The 19,296-nt window shown below is 69.2% G+C and carries 13 protein-coding genes and 1 pseudogene; 11 read left to right on the top strand and 3 right to left on the bottom strand.

All coding sequences use genetic code 11. The features are described 5' to 3' along the window. Positions 1 to 2: 2 nt before the first annotated feature. The 4 genes from AORI_RS65965 to AORI_RS65950 all read left to right on the top strand — a co-directional run bounded on the left by AORI_RS65965 (position 3) and on the right by AORI_RS65950 (position 5,987). Positions 3 to 1,460, top strand: coding sequence for an aldehyde dehydrogenase (NADP(+)) (locus tag AORI_RS65965; protein ID WP_016335329.1), 1,458 nt, complete (start codon positions 3 to 5; stop codon positions 1,458 to 1,460). A 106-nt stretch (positions 1,461 to 1,566) separates the two neighbouring features. Further along, entirely contained in the window at positions 1,567 to 3,909 is a 2,343-nt protein-coding gene (locus AORI_RS65960) for a polysaccharide lyase 8 family protein (RefSeq protein ID WP_043848216.1), read from the top strand. A 62-nt stretch (positions 3,910 to 3,971) separates the two neighbouring features. Continuing rightward, positions 3,972 to 5,120: an epoxide hydrolase family protein gene (locus AORI_RS65955; protein ID WP_016335327.1), complete on the top strand. Its 1,149-nt coding sequence runs from the start codon at positions 3,972 to 3,974 to the stop codon at positions 5,118 to 5,120. Positions 5,121 to 5,189: 69 nt separating this feature from the next. After that, positions 5,190 to 5,987 carry an alpha/beta fold hydrolase gene (locus AORI_RS65950; RefSeq protein WP_016335326.1) on the top strand — a complete coding sequence of 266 codons (798 nt, stop codon included), beginning with the start codon at positions 5,190 to 5,192 and terminating at the stop codon, positions 5,985 to 5,987. Here the strand turns inward: AORI_RS65950 and AORI_RS65945 are convergent. Beyond that, positions 5,980 to 8,679: an AfsR/SARP family transcriptional regulator gene (locus tag AORI_RS65945; RefSeq protein ID WP_016335325.1), complete on the bottom strand. Its 2,700-nt coding sequence runs from the start codon at positions 8,677 to 8,679 to the stop codon at positions 5,980 to 5,982. The two genes, AORI_RS65950 and AORI_RS65945, sit on opposite strands and share 8 nt — an antisense overlap. Positions 8,680 to 8,803: 124 nt before the next feature. Between AORI_RS65945 and AORI_RS65940 the strand changes: the two genes are divergently transcribed. Further along, a complete protein-coding gene (locus AORI_RS65940) occupies positions 8,804 to 9,292 on the top strand; it encodes a hypothetical protein (RefSeq protein WP_016335324.1) in 489 nt (162 codons plus the stop codon). Positions 9,293 to 9,351: 59 nt separating this feature from the next. On the opposite strand, the gene AORI_RS65935 is transcribed toward AORI_RS65940, so the two are convergent. Then, positions 9,352 to 10,164 carry an SAM-dependent methyltransferase gene (locus tag AORI_RS65935; protein ID WP_016335323.1) on the bottom strand — a complete coding sequence of 271 codons (813 nt, stop codon included), beginning with the start codon at positions 10,162 to 10,164 and terminating at the stop codon, positions 9,352 to 9,354. 171 nt (positions 10,165 to 10,335) lie between these two features. On the opposite strand from AORI_RS65935, the gene AORI_RS65930 reads away from it, so the two are divergent. The 6 genes and pseudogenes from AORI_RS65930 (at position 10,336) to AORI_RS65910 (ending at position 18,561) form a co-directional block, all read left to right on the top strand. Then, positions 10,336 to 11,679 carry a cytochrome P450 gene (locus AORI_RS65930; protein WP_016335322.1) on the top strand — a complete coding sequence of 448 codons (1,344 nt, stop codon included), beginning with the start codon at positions 10,336 to 10,338 and terminating at the stop codon, positions 11,677 to 11,679. 76 nt (positions 11,680 to 11,755) lie between these two features. Further along, entirely contained in the window at positions 11,756 to 12,805 is a 1,050-nt protein-coding gene (locus AORI_RS65925) for an alpha/beta hydrolase (RefSeq protein ID WP_123798512.1), read from the top strand. A 423-nt stretch (positions 12,806 to 13,228) separates the two neighbouring features. Then, a pseudogene (locus AORI_RS84420) lies at positions 13,229 to 14,512 on the top strand (diguanylate cyclase domain-containing protein); the annotation flags it as partial. A 26-nt stretch (positions 14,513 to 14,538) separates the two neighbouring features. Further along, a complete protein-coding gene (locus AORI_RS84415; RefSeq protein ID WP_228688421.1) occupies positions 14,539 to 15,006 on the top strand; it encodes an EAL domain-containing protein in 468 nt (155 codons plus the stop codon). A gap of 259 nt (positions 15,007 to 15,265) precedes the next feature. Continuing rightward, on the top strand, positions 15,266 to 16,807 hold the full coding sequence (locus AORI_RS65915) for a substrate-binding and VWA domain-containing protein (protein ID WP_228688179.1): 1,542 nt from the start codon (positions 15,266 to 15,268) through the stop codon (positions 16,805 to 16,807). A gap of 8 nt (positions 16,808 to 16,815) precedes the next feature. After that, complete coding sequence (locus AORI_RS65910) at positions 16,816 to 18,561, top strand: hypothetical protein (RefSeq protein WP_016335318.1); 1,746 nt, start codon at positions 16,816 to 16,818, stop codon at positions 18,559 to 18,561. Here AORI_RS65910 and AORI_RS65905 read toward each other — a convergent pair. Beyond that, positions 18,555 to 19,259, bottom strand: a complete 705-nt coding sequence (locus AORI_RS65905) for a class I SAM-dependent methyltransferase (RefSeq protein WP_016335317.1) — start codon at positions 19,257 to 19,259, stop codon at positions 18,555 to 18,557. The genes AORI_RS65910 and AORI_RS65905 overlap by 7 nt on opposite strands. Between the last annotated feature and the right edge of the window lie 37 nt (positions 19,260 to 19,296).

The raw sequence follows: 19,296 nt of genomic DNA, 5'->3' as shown, positions 1-19,296 counted from the left end.
TCATGAGCCAGGCAACGGATCCCGCCACGCTCGAACAGATCCTCGCGGCCGCCGCCGATGCGGCAGGCACGACGGCGGCCGCGACCCCAGCCCAGCGCGCCGGATGGCTGAACGCGGCCGCGGACGCCCTCGACGCGGCCGCCGAAGAGCTGATCGCGCTGGCCAACCAGGAGACGCACCTCCCGGCCGCGCCGCGGCTGCAGGGCGAGCTGAAGCGCACGACGTTCCAGCTGCGCCTGTTCGGCGAGGTGCTGGCGGACGGCGAGTTCCTCGGCGCCACCGTCGACCACGCGGACGCCGCGTGGCCGATGGGGCCGCGGCCGGACATCCGGCGGCTGCTCACCCCGATCGGGCCGGTGCTGGTGTTCGCCGCCAGCAATTTCCCGTTCGCGTTCAGCGTCGCGGGCGGCGACACCGCGTCGGCGCTGGCCGCGGGCTGCCCGGTCGTCCTCAAGGCGCACTCGGGGCATCCGGAGCTGTCCGCCCGCACCGGCGAGGTCCTGCGTGGCGCGCTGGTCGAGGCCGGTGCTCCGGAAGGGATCTTCGCGGTCATCCACGGCCAGCAGAACGGCGTCACGGCGCTGAAGGACTCGCGGATCCAGGCGGCGTCGTTCACCGGTTCCGTGCCGGGCGGGCGCGCGCTGTTCGACATCGCGACCTCGCGGCCGTCGCCGATCCCGTTCTACGGCGAACTCGGCAGCGTCAACCCGGTCGTCGTGACGCAGGCCGCGATCGACGCGCGCGGTGAGGCGATCGCCAAGGGCTACGCGGGCTCGTTCACCCTCGGCGCCGGGCAGTTCTGCACCAAGCCGGGGCTGCTGTTCCTGCCCGAGGGCCACGGCCTCGAAGACACGCTGCGCGAGGCCGTCGCGGCGATCCCGGCGCAGCCGATGCTCAACGAGCGCATCGCGGCGGGCTTCGCCGACGGATTGGCGAAGCTCAGCGAGGTCGACGGCGTCGAGGTGCTGTCGGAATCCGGTGGCGCGGAAGGGATTTCGCACGGCGCGACGCTGCTGGCCACCACCGCCAAGGCGTTCCTCTCCGACGCCGACACGGTCCGCGAGGAGTGCTTCGGCCCGGCGTCGCTGATCGTCACCTACACCGATCAGGCCGAGCTGATCAGCCTGCTCGGGGTGATGGAACCGGGGCTCACCGCGACCATCCAGGGCGAAGAGTCCGATGTGGACTGGATCCGCCCGGTCATCCCGTCGCTGACCCGGGTCGCCGGCCGTCTGCTGTGGAACGACTGGCCGACCGGCGTCACCGTCACCTGGGCACAGGAACACGGTGGTCCCTACCCGGCGACCACCGCGCCGACCAGTACCTCGGTCGGCACCGCCGCGATCGAGCGGTTCCTGCGACCGATCGCCTGGCAGGGCTTCCCCGACGCGCTGCTGCCGGAACCGTTGCAGGAGAACAACCCGTGGGACCTGCCTCGCAGGACCGACGGGAAGCGCTAAAAGCTCGTGAGTGATTTGGGTCGTTCTAACGACCCAAATCACTCACGAGACCCCAGCACCCGCCGCCGCCCTTGATCCGTCTCTGACCCCTTTGGGAGGCACTGTCATGCCCGGATTCGGTTACTTCGACAGGAGAACGGCCTTGCGGGGAGGCGCGGCAGCGGCCGCTTCGGTGGCGCTCACATCAGCAGTCGCGGGCACCTCGTCCGCGCAGCCCGCGGCACTGGGCTCGTCTTCCATCGTGACCGGCTACCGCGAACTGCAAACCGGTATCAACCGGCCCTCGGCGGAACGCGCGGCCGCGCTGGCGAACCTCGACAGGGTCGCGAAGGCGTACCACGACAGCATGACGGTCGGCGACGGTCCACTGTGGAACGATCTGCCGCTCGGCCCCGGTAGCGAGTTCACGACGTCGATGTACGCCCGGCTCCGCGCGATCGCGGTCAACTGGGGCACTCCCGGCGGTGCGCTCGCGGGTGATCCCGCGGTGCTCGCCCGGATCAAGGGCGCGCTGGAACTGCTGTACACCAGCGATCAGTACAGCGAGAAGACCGCCGAGATCGGCAACTGGTACACCTACGAGATCGGCATCCCACTCTACCTGCTGCACATCCTCGCGACGGTCGCCGACGAGCTCACGCAGGACGAGCTTGCCAAGTACCTGAAGCCGGTACTGAAGTTCTCCGGCGACCCGAACCGTCGCACCAACAACCCGAGCGTCGTCGAGACCGGCGCCAACCGCGCGGACAAGTCGACGATCTCCATCGTCTCCGGCGCGATGCTGGGCGACGCCGAGCGGATCGAACGCGGTGTCGGCGCGTTCACCGACATCGAAGGCGGGGGAGCGGCGAGTGTCATCGCGAAGCTTCACCGTTCCGGCGGCGACGGTTTCCACACCGACGGCTCGTTCCTGCAGCACGATTCGGTGCCGTATCCCGGGCACTACGGGATCATCCTGCTCACCGCCGTCGCGTCCGCCATCCACGTCACCAAGGGCACGGAGTTCGAACTGCCCGCCGACGTCCGCGACGCGGCGTATGCGCTGGTTTCCGACACGTTCGCGCCGTTCGTGTACGCGGGCTCGCTGATGGAGTCGGTCCGTGGCCGGTTCCTTTCCCGGCAAGGGGAATCCGCGCACGACATCGGGCACCAGCTCACCGGCGCGGTGGTCCTGCTGGCGCGATCGGCGAGCGGGAAACGCAAGGAGGAGCTCGGCGGTCTCGCCGCGAAGTGGATCACCGAGGACACTTTCGCGCCGTACCTCGAGATCCCCGATCCCGAACGGTTCGCGCCGGGGCCGGATCTCGTCGGCATCCCCGGTATCGAGTTCGCGCAGGAACTGCTGGCGACCAAGGTGCGGGCGACGCCGACGGTCGCGACGCACCGTGTGTTCGGCCAGCAGGACCGGATGGTGCACATCACCGAAGGCTGGTCGGCCTCGCTCGGCGTCGCCTCGACGCGGATCTCGCGGTACGAGTCGATCAACTCGATGAACCTGCACGGCTGGTACGTCGGCGACGGTTCGCTGTATCTGTTCCTGCCCAAGGCGAAGGGGCACTTCACCGACGCCTATTGGCCGACGGTCGACCCGCTGCTGCTGCCGGGCACGACCACCAAGAGCGGCCCGACCCCGAAACTCGAGTCGGTCCCGCTGACCGGCAAGGATCACTGCGGCGGTGTCCGCTGGGACGCGCGGCACGGCGCGCACGCCCTCGACTTCGTTTCGCAGGACGGCACGCTGACCGCGAAGAAGTCGTGGTTCTTCACGCCGTCCGGTGTGCTGTGCCTCGGCGCCGGGATCACCGACACCTCCGGCGAGCGGATCCGGACCACGATCGAGAACCGCAACCTCGGCGAGAACGGCACCGGTGTCCTGCTGGCCGACGGTCATCTCGTCGAGGGTTCGGAGTCCCTGCGGCGCAAGCGATGGCTGCACCTAGAACGGGTCGGCGGTTACGTCCTGCTCGACGACGCCGAGGTCACCGCGCTGCGTGAGGACCGGACGGGGACTTGGCGCGACATCGACAAGGGTGCCAACACCAAGGGCACCACGGTGCCGTACACCCGGCGCTACCAGAAGCTGGTCATCGAGCACGGGGCCAAGCCGTCGAACGCGAGCTACGCGTACGCCGTCCTTCCGACCGCGTCGGTACCGCAGACGATCGCTTCGGCCTGGTCGTGGCGCGTGCGGTCCAACACCGCGACCGTGCAGGCCGTCCGGCTGTGGGACGCGACCCTGCTGGCGAACTTCTTCGCGGCCGGGTCCGTCGACGAGGTGTCGGTGTCCGGTCCGGCTTCGGTGGCGCTGGGCCGGACGGGGAAGGGTTGGCAGCTGGCGGTTTCGGATCCGACGCAGCGTCAGGAGGTCCTGCGCGTGACCGTGCGTCGGAAGACCTTCGAGGTGCCGGTGAAGGACACCTTCGGCGCTACGCAGATCGTCCGCGTTTAGTCGGCTGAATGCGGGGGCCATTTAGGTCAGGATCCGGCCTGAATGGCCCCTACGGTCACCTCATGACCGACATCGAGCAGTTCCGCATCGACATCCCGCAGTCCGATCTGGACGACCTGACCGACCGGCTGGCCCGCACCCGCTGGCCGTCGGCGCTGCCCGGTGCAGAGTGGAGCCGCGGCGTCCCCGTCGCCTACCTCAAGGACCTGGCCGAATACTGGCGAGACGGCTACGACTGGCGTGCGTGGGAGAAGCAGCTCAACGAATTCCCGCAGTACGTCACCGAGATCGACGGCCAGCGCGTGCACTTCCTGCACGTCCGGTCGCCGGAACCGGACGCGATCCCGCTGATCATGACGCACAGCTGGCCCAACTCGATCGCCGAGTTCCTGAACGTGCTCGGCCCGCTCACCGACCCGCGAGCCCACGGCCTCGACCCGTCACGCGCCTTCCACGTCGTTGCGCCGTCCTTGCCGGGCTTCGGTTTCTCGCCGTTCCCGGAACCGGCCGACGAACGTCCGTGGGACGTCGCGCGGGTGGCGCGGACCTGGGCGGAACTGATGAGCCGTCTCGGTTACGAACGGTATGGCGCGCACGGGAACGACGCCGGCGCGCTGGTGACGCCCTGTCTCGCGGCGCACGCGGCCGAGCACGTCATCGGCTCGCACATCACGTCCGGCCTCGGGGTGCCGATGGGGGATCCGGCCGACTTCGAAGGGCTCACCGAACAGGATCAGGCTGATCTGGCGGGCTTGATGGAGCGCTTCGCGGGCGGCAGCGGATACGCGCCGTACCTGACGAACAGGCCGCAGACGCTGAGTTTCGGCTTCCTCGATTCGCCGGTCGCGCAGCTGGCGTACCTGGTGGAACGGTTCAAGGAGTTCGACGGCTGGCCCGACGGCACGGCGCCCGCCGAGCCGATCGACCGCGACCTCCTCCTCACCAACGCGACGCTGTACTGGCTGACCGGGACCGGCGGCACGTCGCTGTGGCCGTACTACGAGGGCCAGGCCGCGATGCCGATGGACCAGACGGTGGTGCCGACCGGCGTCTCCCACGGCGGGCCGTCCGCGTTGCGCACGATCGCCTCCCGCAAGAACGACGTCGTGCGCTGGGCCGATCACGACAGCCCCAGCCACATGGTCGCGATGGCTGTGCCGGACGACGTGGTGGCCGAACTCCGCGAATTTTTCGGAAATCTCCGGAAGTGATGTCGAGCGGTGGTCATCGGCTCCGACCCAGTGCCGAAGCTAGAGTGAAGCGACCCTGCGGAGGACCTGATGACCACCTCGTTCGAGACCGTGACTTCGGCCGACGGCACCCCGATCGCCTTCGAGCGCACCGGGGAGGGCACGCCGGTGATCCTGACCGGCGGCGCGTTCAACGACCGGACGACCGTCGCCGGCCTGGCCGCCACCCTGGCGCCGGAACACACCGTGATCGCCTACGACCGTCGCGGCCGCGGCGACAGCGGAGCCGGCGCTGTCTATTCGGTGGAGCGCGAGGTCGAGGATCTCGCCGCGCTCATCGAGCACGTGGGCGGTTCGGCCGCGGTGTTCGGGCACTCGTCGGGTGCAGTGCTGGGGCTGGAGGCGGCGGCCAGAGGCGTCGCCATGACCAAGCTCGCCGTGTACGAGCCGCCGTACGTCGTCGACGACAGCCGGGAGCGGCCCGAGGCCGACCTCTTCGACCGTGTCCGTGCGTTGATCGCCGACGGCGACCGCGACGGCGCGGTGGAACTGTTCCTGGTCGAGGGGACGGCGACGCCGGAAGAGGTCGTCAAGGGGATGCGGGACGACCCGTTCTGGGCGTGGTTCACCGGGCTCGCCCACACACTGCCTTACGACCTCGCGCTCTGCGGCCCCGGAAACGTGCTGCCCGCGGAAAGGCTGGCGAAGATCCCGGTGCCCACGCTGGTCATCGACGGCGGGGAGAGCGACGCCTGGATGCGGGCGGGCACCCGCGCGGTCGTCGACACGGTCCCCGGCGCCCGGTACGCCACCGTCGAGGGACAGGACCACGGCGTCCTCCACCAGCCGGACACCCTGCGCGATCTGCTCACCGGGTTCTTCAGGTGACGACCTGCAGCGGTTCGGTGGGCAGGCCCATCGCGGCGTAGTGGTCCCGCGCCGCCCCGGCCTGGCCCAAGCCGGCCAGCGCGCGGGCTTCCTGCAGCCGGTAGCCGATCCGCTTCGCCGTTTCGAGCGCAAGCCGATGCTGGCTCAGGCCCGCCGCCGTCTCGCCGAGCGCGACGCAGGCGGTGCCCAGGCTGTTGGCCGCCATCGCCAATAGCAGAGGATGGTTGAGCCGGGTGAGGATCGCGCACGCGCGGTCGGCCTGCTCGCGCGCGTCGCCCGGGCGGCGGGCGAGCAAGAGGGCGTCGGCGAGATCGATCCGGCTCCACGCCTCGCCGAACAGGTAACCGAGGTCGCGCGAGGCGGTGATCGACCGTTCGATGATCTCGAAGGCCTCGTCGAAACGGCCCAGCTTGGAGAGGACGAGGCCGAGCTGGGCCGAACTCAGGATGGCGCCGCGCTCGTCCTCACGCAGCGCCACCGCTCGCCGGGCCGAGACCAGCGCGTCGTCCAGCCTGCCGAGGACTTCCTGTGCGTTGCTGAGATTGGTCCACAGCGTGGCGGCGCCGGTGTCGCCCACGACGGCCAGACCGTCTTCGTACAAACGGATCGACTCGGGGTAGCGGCCGAGCATGGCGTGCAGCGCGCCCGCCCTGGACAGCGCGATCGCCTCGGCCGCGCGGTCGCCGGACGCGCGGACGACGTCCAGCCGTTCGAGGGCGCAGTCCATTCCCTCGGTGAGTCGCCCGTTTTCCCAGAACGCGAGGGTGAGGCTCGCCAGGCTCAGCTGGATCGCGTGCGGGTCGCCGATCCGGCGGGCGGCGGCGATCCCGGCTCGTGCCACGGCGAGCAGTTCGTCGAGATGCCCGCTCTCCCGGAGGTGCTCCGCGGTGTCCGCGGCGATCCGCCAGGCGTGTTCGTCGAGACCGGCGTCGAGCGCGTGCCGGGTCGCCGCGACGAGGTTCGCCCGTTCCGCCCGGTACCAGCCGGGGCCGCCGCCGTCGCGGTAGTGATCGAGGAGCCGATGCACGGCCGGGCCGGATTCCTCGTCGCGTGCGGCGTTGCGGGCGTGTTCGGCGATCAGGTCATGGAACGCGTAGCGGCCCAGCGCGGGCTGCCTGAGCAGGTGGGCGTCGAGCAGGTCCTCCAGCAGGCGTTCGGCCTCGCGTTCCCCGATACCCGCCAGCGCGGCCGCCGCGGGCACGCCGATGTCGGCGCCTGGATTGCGCCCCAGCAAACGGAACATACGCTGTTGCTCGGCGTCGAGTTCCCGATAGGACAGTGCGAAGGCCGCGGCCACGTCACGTCCGGCGACCTTCAGCTCGGCCAGCCGGTCGTGTTCGGAGCCCAGCCGCTCGGCCAGGGCCTGGACGGTCCACTGTGGACGATTCTGCAGCCGGGCGGCCGCGATGCGGATGGCCAGCGGCAGGTTCCCGCACAGCGCGGCCACACCCGAGTCCGGCCGCCCGGACGCCGCCGCGAACAGCGCGCCCGCCTCTTCGTCCGGCAGCACTTCGAGACTGATCGACGCGGCGCCGTCGACCGCGGCGAGGCGGCGTCTCCCGGTGACCAGGAGGGCGACCGTCGCCGAACCCGGTACCAGCGGCCGTAGCTGTTCCGCGCTCGCGGCGTTGTCGAGCACCACCAGCAGAGACCGGCCCGCCGTCCTGGTCCGCCACAACTCGGCCCTCCGGTCCACGCCGCCGGGAAGCCGCGAAGCCGGGACGTCCAGCTGTCCGAGCAAGGCTTCGAGCGCGGCCTCGGGCGGAAGCGGTTCGCGCGCGGGGGAGTGGCCGTGCAGATCCACGAACAGCTGCCCGTCGGGGAAATCGGCGGCGAGCCGATGTGCCGCGTGGACGGCGAGCGCGGTCTTGCCGACACCGGCCATCCCGTCGACGACGACCGGGCGGCCGAGCCGGACGGCGTCGGCCAGGCGGCCGATCTCGGCCTCGCGCCCGGTGAAATCCGGTACGTCGTAAGGGAGGAAGCAGCGGGTCTTGCCGTATTCCGGCTCGTCGCGCAGGATCCGCTCGTAAAGTTCGCGCAGTTTCGGCCCGGGGTCGATCCCGAGTTCCTCCACCAGCCGCGTTCGCGCCTGCCGGTAGACGTTCAGCGCGTCGGCCTGCCTGCCCTGCTGGTGCAGCGCGCGCATGAGCAAGCCGGCGAACGGCTCCCGGAGCGGGTGTTCGGCGACCAACGCCGTCAGCTCCGCGACGGAGTCTTCGCCGGCGGAGATCTCTTCGTCGAGGCAACGCTCCACAACGGACAGACGACGCTCGTCGAGCTCTTCGGCCTCACCGCGCAGTGTCGCACTGTCCACACCGGACAGAGCTGGTCCGCTCCAGCACGCGAGCGCTTCACGGAATTCTCCCCGCGAGACGTGCTCCTCGAACGTGCGCAGGTCGAAGGAGCTCGGGCGAAGGACGAAGCCCGGGCCCTCGGCGGTCAAGACGTCGTCGGCGGCACCCTCGGCGACGAGCGTGCGCTTCAGCGCGGTGGTGAGGTTGCGGATCTGGCGCGTGGCGGTGGCGGGCGGATCCTCGTCCCAGACGACGTCCACCAGCCGCGAGACCGAGACGACGCGATCGGCGCCGAGCAGCAGCGCGGCGAGGATCCGCTCCTGCCGCGGGCCCGCCAGTTTCACCGGCCGTGCCCCGTTCCGGCACTGCACCGGCCCCAAGATCCGGAACTCCATCGCACCCCCTCCCGCGAGGTTAACCGGCTCCGCGCCCGGCCCGGTGCGGAAGTGATGCAGCTGTGATGCGCCGCCCGGCGAACCTGCTGCTGGACGGATTACGGGACGTGATGAGGAGAACCCCATGCGCAAGCGCTATTACGCGGCGTTGGCCGGGCTGGTCGTGGCCGCGGCGGGAATCGGTGTGCCCGCCGCGGCGGCGGCGGGAGAGCAGCAGGCCGAGTCGGAGCGGCAGGCGTGCCAGCGCTCGTTCGACCGCGCGGTCTGGGAGGACATGGACAGCTACAACAAACGCGACGAGGCCCGCTACCGGGCGATCATCCACCAGAACATGGTGACCGTCGGGCGCAAGGGGCAGCTGTTCATCGGCTACGAGGCCAACGTGGAGCCGGTGGTCGACGTGCAGTTCAAGCTCCCGTACGAGTACAGCATGCCGTGGACGGTGACCCACACCGTCGTCGAGGACTGCAAGATGGGCTTCGCGATCCTCGACGCGTACTACAAGGTGCCGTCGCAGAACATCAACCGGCACTACACGATCAGCCTGACGCTGGTACGCGAGCACGGTAAGTGGCAGGTCATCAAGGACACCGTGACCGACGTGCTGCCCTGAGGGGGGTCGTGAGTGGCGATTCGGGTTAGAACCCGAATCGCCACTCACGAGGCTTGACCCTAGGGTTTCCGGCCCACCCCGGCGTACGGCAGCGAGTTGATCTCCGGGTCTTCGGACATGTCACCGGCGCCCTGCGGGTTCCACATCGCGCAGCCGACGACGCCGGGCTCGATGACGTCGAACCCCTCGAAGAACGAAAGCACCTGGTCGTGGGTCCGGGGGATGGGGTCGTTCTGGGTGCTCTTGTACGCCTCGATTGCCTCGTCGAGGCCGCTCGAGTTCGCGTCGGCGGCGACGTGCGAGACGGCCAGGAAGCTGCCAGGGGCCATCCGCTCCCGATAGCGGGCCAGGATCGCGTGCGGCTCCCACGAGTCCGGCACGAAATGCAGCAGCAGCAACATGAACAGGCCGATCGGCCGGTCGAGGTCGAGCAGGTCCCTGGTTTCGGGCGCGTCGAAGATGTCGTTGACGTCGCGGAGGTCGGCCTGGATCGCCGCGCACCGGTCGTTGCCGCGCAACAGCAGCTTGGCGTGTGCCACGGCGACCGATTCGCGGTCGACGTAGACCACCCGGCAGGACGGGTCGATCCGCTGGACGATCTCGTGGAGGTTGCCGACGGTCGGGATACCGGAGCCGATGTCGAGGAACTGCCGCACCCCCGCCTCCGCCATGTGCGCCGCGGCACGCCGCAGGAAGGCGCGGTTGAGCCGGGCCGCGTCGCGGATGCCCGGCATGATCTTCAGGATCTGTTCGCCCAGTTCACGGTCGGCCTGGAAGTTGTGGTCGCCGTTGAGCCAGTAGTCGTAGACCCGGGCGGGATTCGGCACGGTCGTGTCGACCTCGGGGGGCACCCAGCTCAGGTTCGAAGTCACCTTCGTCGCCGCCGTTCGGTTGGGATCCGTTGGGGCACAGGAGTCTAGCGGTCTCGCGGGACCGGGCGGCCATCGTCCGATCGTGTGGAAGTGCGACGGCGGATGCCTCTTCGCCGTTCGCCGGCCCTAAGGTGGCCGGGTTCAGCGTCCAGGCACCGGGAGACGAGCACGATGGCAGTACCTCCGGACGTCGCTGTCGCACCGGGCCGGTGGCCGGTGCTCGGGCATACCGTGCCGATGCTCCGTGACCCGCTGAAACTGTTGTCCTCATTGCCCTCGTATGGCGACGTCGTACGGCTCGACTTCGGCCCGATGCCGGTCTATCTGGTCACGACGCCGGAGCTGGCGTGGCAGCTGCTCGCCGTCGACGCGGGGAAGTTCGACAAAGGCATCGTGTTCGACAAGATGCGGCCGTTGTTCGGCGACGGGCTCGCGACCTCCAACGGGGCCTTCAACCAGCGGCAACGCCGGATGATGTTGCCCGCGTTCCAGCGAAGCCGGATCGCGCTCTACGCCGAGACGACGATGACGAAGCTCGCTGTGGACCTTGCCGGCAGCTGGAAACCGGGCGAGGTGGTCGAATTCGACAAGCGCATGCAGGACCTCGCGCTGACCATCTCCGGGCGCACGCTGTTCTCCACCGAACTCGGCGACGACCCGCTCACCGAGATCCAGCGGTCGATCCCGATCATGTTGAAGTACGTCATGGTCCGGGCGTTCTCGCCGAAGTTCGTGGAACGCCTGCCGATCCCGGCGAACCGCGAATTCGACGCGGCGGCCGCGCGGCTGCGGCGGGTCATCGGCGACGCCGTCCTCGAAGCGCGCGAGAAGGGCGGCGATCAGGGCGATCTGCTGTCGATGTTGTTGCTGGCCGAGGACGACGAGACCGGCGAGAGGATGACCGACCGGCAGGTGGAGGACGAGGTCATCACGATCCTCACCACCGGCGCCGAGACCACGGCCGTCGCGCTCGCTTGGTTCTTCCACGAGATCGGGGCGAGGCCGGACATAGAGCGCCGCTTCCACGCCGAGATCGACGAGGTGCTGGCGGGCGGGCCGGCGCGGTTCGAGCACCTGCCGCGGCTGGTCTACACGCAGCGGATCATCAACGAGGTCGTCCGCCGGACGCCGCCGGTGATCCTGATGCGGCGGGCACGGGAGGACGTCGAACTGGGCGGGGTACGCCTCCCCGCCGGTACCGAGGTCGCGGTCAGCCAGCACACCTTGCATCGCGATCCGCGTTGGTTCCCCGAGCCCGAACGCTTCGACCCGGACCGCTGGGAACCCGGGCGCGCCGCCGGAGTGCCGAAGGGCGCGTTCATCCCGTTCGGCGCCGGGGCCCGGCTGTGCCCCGGACATCAGTTCGCTCCCACGGAGATCGCGTTGGTGGCGGCGACGATCGGCGCCCGATGGCGGCTGGAACCGGTATCGGGGGTGAAGGTGTTCCCCAAGATCAAAGCGACGATGCAGCCGAATCGATTGCCGATGATCGCACGGCCGCGAAGTCAAGGCTGACGGTGAACGATCGATCACCAGGTGTAGGGTTCATGCTCCTTCCGAGCGTCCCGATTCCGGAGAGGGTCCTGTGCGAATGCCGCTCAAACTGGCCACGGCCATGGCCGCCTGCTGCGTGCTCCTCGGTGGTTTCCTGGTCGCGGCGCCGGCCGAGGCCGTCGACGTCCGCTGTTCCGATCTGGACCTCCCGGTCACCGGCCCGCTCGGCGAACCCGCCACGGTGCACGGCCGGTTCTGCCTGCCCGACGGCCCAGCGCCCGAGGCGGTCCAGCTGCTGGTGCACGGCGGCACCTACAACAGCGCCTACTGGGACCTGCCCTACGACCCGGATCGCTACTCCTATCAGCGGGACATGGCGAAACACGGATATGCGACCTTCGCCGCGGACCAGCTCGGGTCGGGCGGGAGCAGTAAACCGGCCAGCCTTCCGCTCCTGCTGCCGGTGCTGGCGCGGTCGATGCACGAGGTGGTCGGTCATCTGCGCGCCGGGCGGGTCGGCGGCACGCCGTTCGAGAAGGTCGTGATCGTCGGGCATTCGGTCGGTTCGGGCATCGTCGCGGCCGAGGCCTCGACGTATCACGACGTCGACGGCGTGATCCTCACCGGAATGACGCATCTGCCGTCCGTCCCCGCCCTGACGTTCGGGGTGCTTTTCGGCCTTCAGCCCGCGTTCACCGATGGGCGGCTCGGTTCGCTGGGCAGCGATCCGCTCTATTTCACGACGAAACCGGGAGCGCGTGCCGGACTTTTCTACGCGGCGGAAAATACCGACCCGCGGGTCATCGAAGCGGACGAGGCGACCAAGGATCAGGTTTCGGTCCCGGGAATGGGGACGGTCGCCGTGTTCGGCATCGTGCTGCCCGCGACGAAAGACATCCGGGTACCCGTTCTCCAGGCCGTCGGGTCGGAGGACATCCTGTTCTGCGGTCTTTTCGCGCTTCGCGACTGTTCGAGCGCCGAGTCGCTGCGTCCGGCGGAAGCGCCGTTCTACCGGCCCGAGGCCGAGCTTTCCACCTATGTTCTGTCCGGTGCCGGACATTCGCTGGCGTTACATCGCAACGCGTCCCGGTATCGGGACGCCACCCGCGATTGGCTGAAGGAAAAGGTCGGTGTTGCAGTACCGTAGGGTGACCACCCGATTGGGTTACCGTCAAACCGTGAGTACGGCCTCAGAATCGTGGAGGATGTCCCTCCACGACGGAATACGAAAGCGACCCCAGGACCGGCGGACGTGACTGCCCCACTTCCGGACGGCGATGAGTTCCCCGTATCGCCGGACGCCCCGAAGAGAACTTCATCCTCCGCAGCGCCGAAGCGGAAGAACGCCGCGCCGACCCGTGCCACGCTGGCCCGCAAATGGGCTTACCTGGTCACCGGTACGGCGTATCTTCCGTATACCCACGCCCAGATCGAAGAGCATTTCGCCACTTTGCTGGACGAGGTCTTCGACGCGGTGCTGAGCGGCGACGCCGAGCCCGCGCAGGCCACCGAGGCCGGCGCGCGGCTCGTCGCGCTCAGATGCGTCGGGCCGGACAGCCTGCGCCGCACGATGGACGTACTCGGCAAGGGACTCTTGCACGAACCGGAGTTGCGGGGAGTGAAGGCGCTCCCTGAACGGGTGTTGCAGGTGCTCGGCGCGCTCGCGTCCGGCTACGGCGAGGCGTTGCGCGAGAGCATCCAGACGCAGCAAGAGGATCTGAGCCGCACGTTGGTCACGCTCGAACGCGAGACGCGGCGTGAGCTGGTGCTGACGCAGGCGCGCTTCGAGCAGCTGTTCACCGGCTCGGCGACCGGCGTGGCCGTCACCAGGGTCGACGGCCGCGTCCAGCGGGTGAATCCGGCGTTCGCCGAAATGCTGAACCGGCCCGTCGCGGACCTGATCGGGCTCAATCTCTACGACCTCGTGCACCCGGACGACGCCGACGGCCTGCGCGAGGGCTACCGGAAGTTGCTGGAAGGCGAGAGTCAGCGGCTCGAGCTGTCGCGAAGACTCGTGACCGAGGACGAGGAGCCGCCGTGGGCTGCGTTCACCGGCGCCGTGATCCGCGACCCGGCCGGTGAAGCCCAGCAGCTGATCACCCTCGTCGACGGCGACACGGACGTTTCGTTGCTGCAGCGGCAGCTGAGCCGTCAAGCCCTGCACGATCCGCTCACCGGCCTGCCGAACCGGCAGTGCTTCGGCACCCGCCTGGAGAAGGCGTTGCGGCACGCCGACCCGTCCTTCGGCGTCACGGTCTATCACCTCGACCTGGACGGGTTCTCGCTGATCGCGGGCGGGCTCGGCCAGAAGCAGAGCGACGACCTGCTGAAGAACGTCGCGGCGAAGCTGAGGACCGTCGTCGGCGGCGAGGACGCGCTCGTGGCCAGGATCGGCGGCGACGAATTCGGCATCCTCATCCAGAACACCGCGGCCAGCCCGGACGTCGCCACCGTCATCGGCATGATCAACCAGGAGCTGTCCGAACCGGTCTACCTCGAGAGCGGCAGCGGCGTCGCGGTTTCGGCCTGCGTCGGCGTCGTGCACCGGCCGCCGAGGGACATCGCGCCGAACGAACTGCTGCGCGTCTCGGATATGACGCTGCGCCGGGCGCAGGCCAATGGCTACCGGCAGTGGGCGCTGTCGGATTCCGTGCTCGACAGCAGGGAGCGGCACGAGTTCGGGCTGGCCGTCTCCATGGCGGGTGCCTGGGAGACCGGTGAGATCGAGGTCGGCTTCCGTCCGCTCACGTGGCTCGCGGACAGCAGACCGGCGGGAATCGAGCTGAGGCTCGCGTGGAACCATCCGCGTCACGGCCGGATCGGTCACGACACCTGCGTCCGCTTCGCCAACGAGACCGGCCTGATCGTGCCGCTCGGCGAATGGCTCATCCGCACCGCCTGCGAGGAATCGGACGACAGGCTCCCGATGGTCGTGGGGCTGACCCCGATCTCGTCGGGTCGGTGCGGAACATCCTGGCCGCGACCGGCCTCGGGCCGTCGCGGCTCCGCCTGGGCTTTCCGACCGAGGCCGTACTCGCGGACCTCGGCGAGACGGTCGACAACCTGCACCTCCTCGCCGAGATCGGGGTGGACGCGGAACTGCAGGGCTTCGGCGCGGGTGGCGACGTCGTCTGCCTGGTCGACGTGCCCGTGCGGACGGTCCGGATCGCGCCCCGGCTGGCGGAGCGGCGGACGGAACCCCTGGCGGAACGCACGCTGCGGAACCTCATCGACACCGCGACCATGGCGGGCGTGACGGTGATCGCGGACGGCATCGATTCGACCGGCGACGCCGGCTGGTGGCAGTCCGTCGGTGCCCACATCGGCGCCGGACGGTATTTCGGTTAGGCCGATCTCGCGTGTTTGGAGGCGCAACTCGCGTGATTGGAGGCGTAACTCACGAGTTACGCCTCCAATCACGCGAGTAACGGCTCTGATCACGTGAGTCACGGGTTTCGTTAGGCCGTTTGCCGCAACGGGGCGCGCTAAGTTACCCGAGGGTTGACGTTCGCGGGCGGATTGGGCAACATCCCAGGTCCTCACCCCGCACCTCGGAGGCACGCACATGCAGGACGGCCCGAGGCGTGGCGGGCGTTTCAACGCGCCCGTGGTCGTCTTGAGTCTGTTGCTGGTGATCGCGCTCGGCGCCTGGTGGGGTGTCGACTACCTGCGAGCCCGGTTGGCGGGCAACGGATGTGACGCGCTGACGCCGGTCGAGATCACCGCGGCGCCCGACGTGGCGCCGGTGCTCACCCGGCTCGCGAAGACCGTGCCGCAGGAAGAATGCTTCAGTGTCAACGTGACCGCGAGCGAGTCGGCCAAGACCGCCGACCTGCTCGGGACCACCGCCTCCGGTGGGCCCGACGTCTGGGTCCCCGAGTCGAGCACGATGTTGTCGCAGGCCAGGGACGCCGGCGCGTGGAACCTGCCGGAATCCGGTCAGTCGGTGGCGAATTCCCCAGTGGTGCTGGGACTTCCCGACGAAACCGCGCGGCGGTTCGGCTGGCCGGGGAAAACCCCGTCGTGGCAGGAGATTCTCGACGGCGCACCGATCGGCATCCCGGATCCGGCGCGCGATCCGCTCGGCGTCGGCACACTGCTCGCCCTGCGGAAGCTGACCGAGAAGGAACCCGACCCGGCCGCGGCCTTCACCGCCGCCACGCGGAAACTGAACCCGGTGCCGGACCGGTTCCCGGCAGCCTTTCCCACGACCGAACAATCCGTCCTCGCGCGGAACCTGGTGGCGGCCTACCCGGGTGTCCCGGTGCAGGGCTTCGACTATCCGTACGTCGTGCTGCCCAAGGCGTCCGAAGCGTCGAGGACCGCGGCGGAACGTTTCCTGCGACTGCTGCTCGACCCGCTCGCCGGCGGCATCTTCGCCGACGCGGGATTCCGGGCGCCCAGCGGCCGGTTCGCCGTGCCGCGGGCGCAGGACGGCCGGACCGATCCGGCGCCGCGTCCGCCGGGAGCCCCGCCGGTGGCGGACCTGTACGCCGTCCTGCAGGCCTGGGCGGGGACGAACCTGAGCGCCCGGGTCCAGGTGCTGCTCGACGTCTCCGGTTCGATGGCCGCCGCCGTGCCGGGTACGGGGAAGAGCCGGATGGAACTCACCTTGCAGGCCGCGACGCAGGGGCTCGGCCTGTTCAAACCCACGACGGAACTGGGTTTGTGGCTGTTCTCGACCAAATTGGACGGTGACAAGGACCATCGTGTCCTGCTGCCGATGAAGTCGATCGCCGAGCAGACGGCCTCGGGCGGTGTCGCGCGACTCCAAGCCGTGCGCCCGAAAGCCGGCGGCGCGACCGGGCTCTACGACTCGATCCTCGCCGCGTATCAGAACGCCAGGCAGAACTGGAAACCCGGCCGGATCAACCTGGTCGTCGTGCTCACCGACGGGCGCAACGAGGACAACGAGACGATCGGGCTGCCCCGGCTGCTGGAGGAACTGGGCAAGCTCCAGGATCCGCGGAAACCGTTGCCGGTCATCGGGATCGGCATCGGGCCGGATATCGACGCGTCCGAACTGCGGCAGGTTTCCACCGCCACCGGCGGGGAATCGTTCACCACCCCCGATCCGAGGAAGATCTCGGACGTCTTCTACCAGGCGCTGAGCAAGATCATGTGCCAGCCGCCGACCTGCAAGAATTGAGGCGATCCGTGGCTCTCCGGGGGAAAAGACCTTCGCCGGTCGCGCTCGCCGCGCTCGCGGCCGGCGTGATCCCGTTCGTCCTGCACGTGTGGGCCGCGCTGCGCGGCAGCCTCGCACAAGACGACTTCGTCATCACCTATCACGCCGCGAAGGCGGGACCGTTCGACATCGGCTACTTCTTCCAGGACTACCACGGCCATCTCGCGCCCGGCGGGTTCCTGCTCGCCGACGTGCTGACCGCATGGGCACCGCTGAACTTCGCCGTGCTGATGGCGCCGGTCCTGGTGATGCAGGCGGCGGCGTCGGTGCTGCTGTGGGCGGTGCTGGTGCGCTGTTTCGGGCGCCGGTGGGGGATTCTCGTCCCGTTCACGATGTTCACGACATCGACCTTGCTGCTCGTCCCGACACTGTGGTGGGCGTACGCCATCCAGATCGCGCCCGTGCTCCTGGCGGCCACGGCCGCCCTGCACGCGCACGTACGCTACCTCGCCGACGGCGGCCGCTGGGCGATCGCGACCGTGGCGTGGACCGTGTTCGGGCTCGCCTTCTACGAAAAAGCGGTGTTCATCCCGGTACTGATCGCCGGGATCACCGTGCTGCTCGGGATTTCCTTGCGCCGCCATCTCGTGCTGATGGGTGTCCTCGCCGTCGTCCTCGCGGGCTACGCCGCCGTTTTCCTGACGTTGACCACGAGTCAGGTCGGGCAAGGCGGCGGCCCGGTCACCGTCGGCACGGTCGCGGACATGACGGGCCGGATGCTCGGCGACACCCTGATCCCCGGGATGGTGGGCGGGCCATGGTCGGGGCCGGGACCCGGCGCGACGTTCGCCGCTTCCCCTGTGGTGGTGCGGATCGTGCTGCTGCTCGTGGCCGTCGCGGTGCTGGTTTCCGGGAGCCGCTTGGGCGGGCTCCGGGCCAGGAAGGCGTGGATCCTGCTGGGCCTGGTGTTCGTGGCGGACATTGGGCTTTCGGCGGCCACCAGGCTCACCGAGGTCGGCCCGGAACTGGGCAGCGATCCCCGTTACGTCGCCGATCTTGCGCTCGTCGTCGCGCTGTGTCTCGCTTTCGCCTTCCTGGAGCCCAAACCGCTCGACCGGCCTTCGGATGCCGTGCCGTCTCCGGCGAAACGTCCGTTCGCCCTGGCGTTGTGTCTCGCCTTGCTCGCGAGTTCCGCCGTGGGCTTTTCCCGGCTGGCGCCCGGATTACGGTTCGAGCACTCCCAGGAGTTCCTCGCCAACGCGCGTGCTTCGATCGAACGGGACCCAGACCTCGTCCTGTTCGACACGCCCGTGCCGAACGACGTCCTGCACGGCTGGTTCGGCGAGAACGCCCGGGCCTCCCGGGTGGTGGGCCTGATCCCGGGTTTCCAGTTCGACCAGCCGGCCAGCCGGATGTCCCTTTTGGACGACTCGGGTACCGCGAGGACGATCACCGGCGTGGAATCGGTTTCCCGCGGCGTGCCCGGTCCGGTGGCGGGCTGTGGGTACACCGTCGGCGAGCAACTGGTCCGGGTTCCGTTGGACACGCCCGTTCTCGGCCGGTACCTGCTCAGGATCGACTACTTCACCGCAGACGGCGGCGAAGGGTTCGTGGATCGCGACGGGACCCGCGTGCCGGTGTGGTTCCAGCCCGGCCTGCACACGATGTACCTGCCGATCGAGGGTCTGTTCGACAAGATCGGCTTTCAGTTGTCCGCGAAGGGTGCTCCCGTCTGTCTCGCGAAGGTCGACGTCGGCAAACCGCTTACTCAGTAGGGGTCGTACGGGCTGTCGTGGCCGAAGGCCTTCGCGACGGGGGACAAGCGCAGCCGCAGCAGGATCTTGATCCCGACGTTGCGCGCGAACCACGGCAGCTGGGCGACCACCCGCAGCCTGTCCTTCGCCGACGGCGGGGCGAGCCGGAACCGGGCCAGCGAGGTCGCGCGGTCGAGATAGGTGTAGCGCCGTCCGAAGAGGACTTTCGCGATCGTGCCCAGTGTGACGCCGATCGAGGAAAAGCAGTCGTGGACCAGGATTTCCCGGCCGTCGTCCAGGTTCGCCGACCAGCGCAGGTCGTCGGTGTAGGTCCAGTAGTCGTGTTTGCCGTCGATGTAGAGCAACTGGATCGGACGGTCCCAGCGTGGGCGGAGCTTCGTGCTGTACTCCGCCACGAGCTCGACGACGTCCTCGACGCCCGCCTTTCTCAGGTTCGCCTCGAACCGTTGGCGTGTCGGCGATCCGCCGAACAACCGGCCGTCGACGAACGGGTCGACCGCGACCACCCGCGCCCCGACCGTGCGGGCGGCGCTCGCGAGCACGATCGTCGAACGGCCCTGGTGGCTGCCGATCTCCACGATGAGATCGCCCTTGTCCAGCCGGCACGCGGCGTTCCACAAGGCGAGGCCCTGATCCCGCGTCATCCAGCCCTTGACGGGTTCGGCGAGCGACCACGCTTCTTCGAAACCGTCTGTCATAGGGCGCATAGTAGCCACGTTTCCGCCTAGTATCTAC

The sequence above is a fragment of the Amycolatopsis keratiniphila genome, from assembly GCF_000400635.2.
GTDB lineage: Bacteria > Actinomycetota > Actinomycetes > Mycobacteriales > Pseudonocardiaceae > Amycolatopsis > Amycolatopsis keratiniphila.
This window is presented reverse-complemented; position numbering and strand designations above follow the sequence as displayed.

What these genes read in the sequence shown, in the direction of transcription:
- AORI_RS65965 (WP_016335329.1), top strand. Translation starts at nt 3, where the DNA reads ATGAGCCAGGCAACGGATCCCGCCACGCTCGAACAGATCCTCGCGGCC.
- AORI_RS65960 (WP_043848216.1), top strand. Translation starts at nt 1,567, where the DNA reads ATGCCCGGATTCGGTTACTTCGACAGGAGAACGGCCTTGCGGGGAGGC.
- AORI_RS65955 (WP_016335327.1), top strand. Translation starts at nt 3,972, where the DNA reads ATGACCGACATCGAGCAGTTCCGCATCGACATCCCGCAGTCCGATCTG.
- AORI_RS65950 (WP_016335326.1), top strand. Translation starts at nt 5,190, where the DNA reads ATGACCACCTCGTTCGAGACCGTGACTTCGGCCGACGGCACCCCGATC.
- AORI_RS65945 (WP_016335325.1), bottom strand. Translation starts at nt 8,679, where the DNA reads ATGGAGTTCCGGATCTTGGGGCCGGTGCAGTGCCGGAACGGGGCACGG.
- AORI_RS65940 (WP_016335324.1), top strand. Translation starts at nt 8,804, where the DNA reads ATGCGCAAGCGCTATTACGCGGCGTTGGCCGGGCTGGTCGTGGCCGCG.
- AORI_RS65930 (WP_016335322.1), top strand. Translation starts at nt 10,336, where the DNA reads ATGGCAGTACCTCCGGACGTCGCTGTCGCACCGGGCCGGTGGCCGGTG.
- AORI_RS65925 (WP_123798512.1), top strand. Translation starts at nt 11,756, where the DNA reads ATGCCGCTCAAACTGGCCACGGCCATGGCCGCCTGCTGCGTGCTCCTC.
- AORI_RS84415 (WP_228688421.1), top strand. Translation starts at nt 14,539, where the DNA reads ATGGCTCATCCGCACCGCCTGCGAGGAATCGGACGACAGGCTCCCGAT.
- AORI_RS65905 (WP_016335317.1), bottom strand. Translation starts at nt 19,259, where the DNA reads ATGACAGACGGTTTCGAAGAAGCGTGGTCGCTCGCCGAACCCGTCAAG.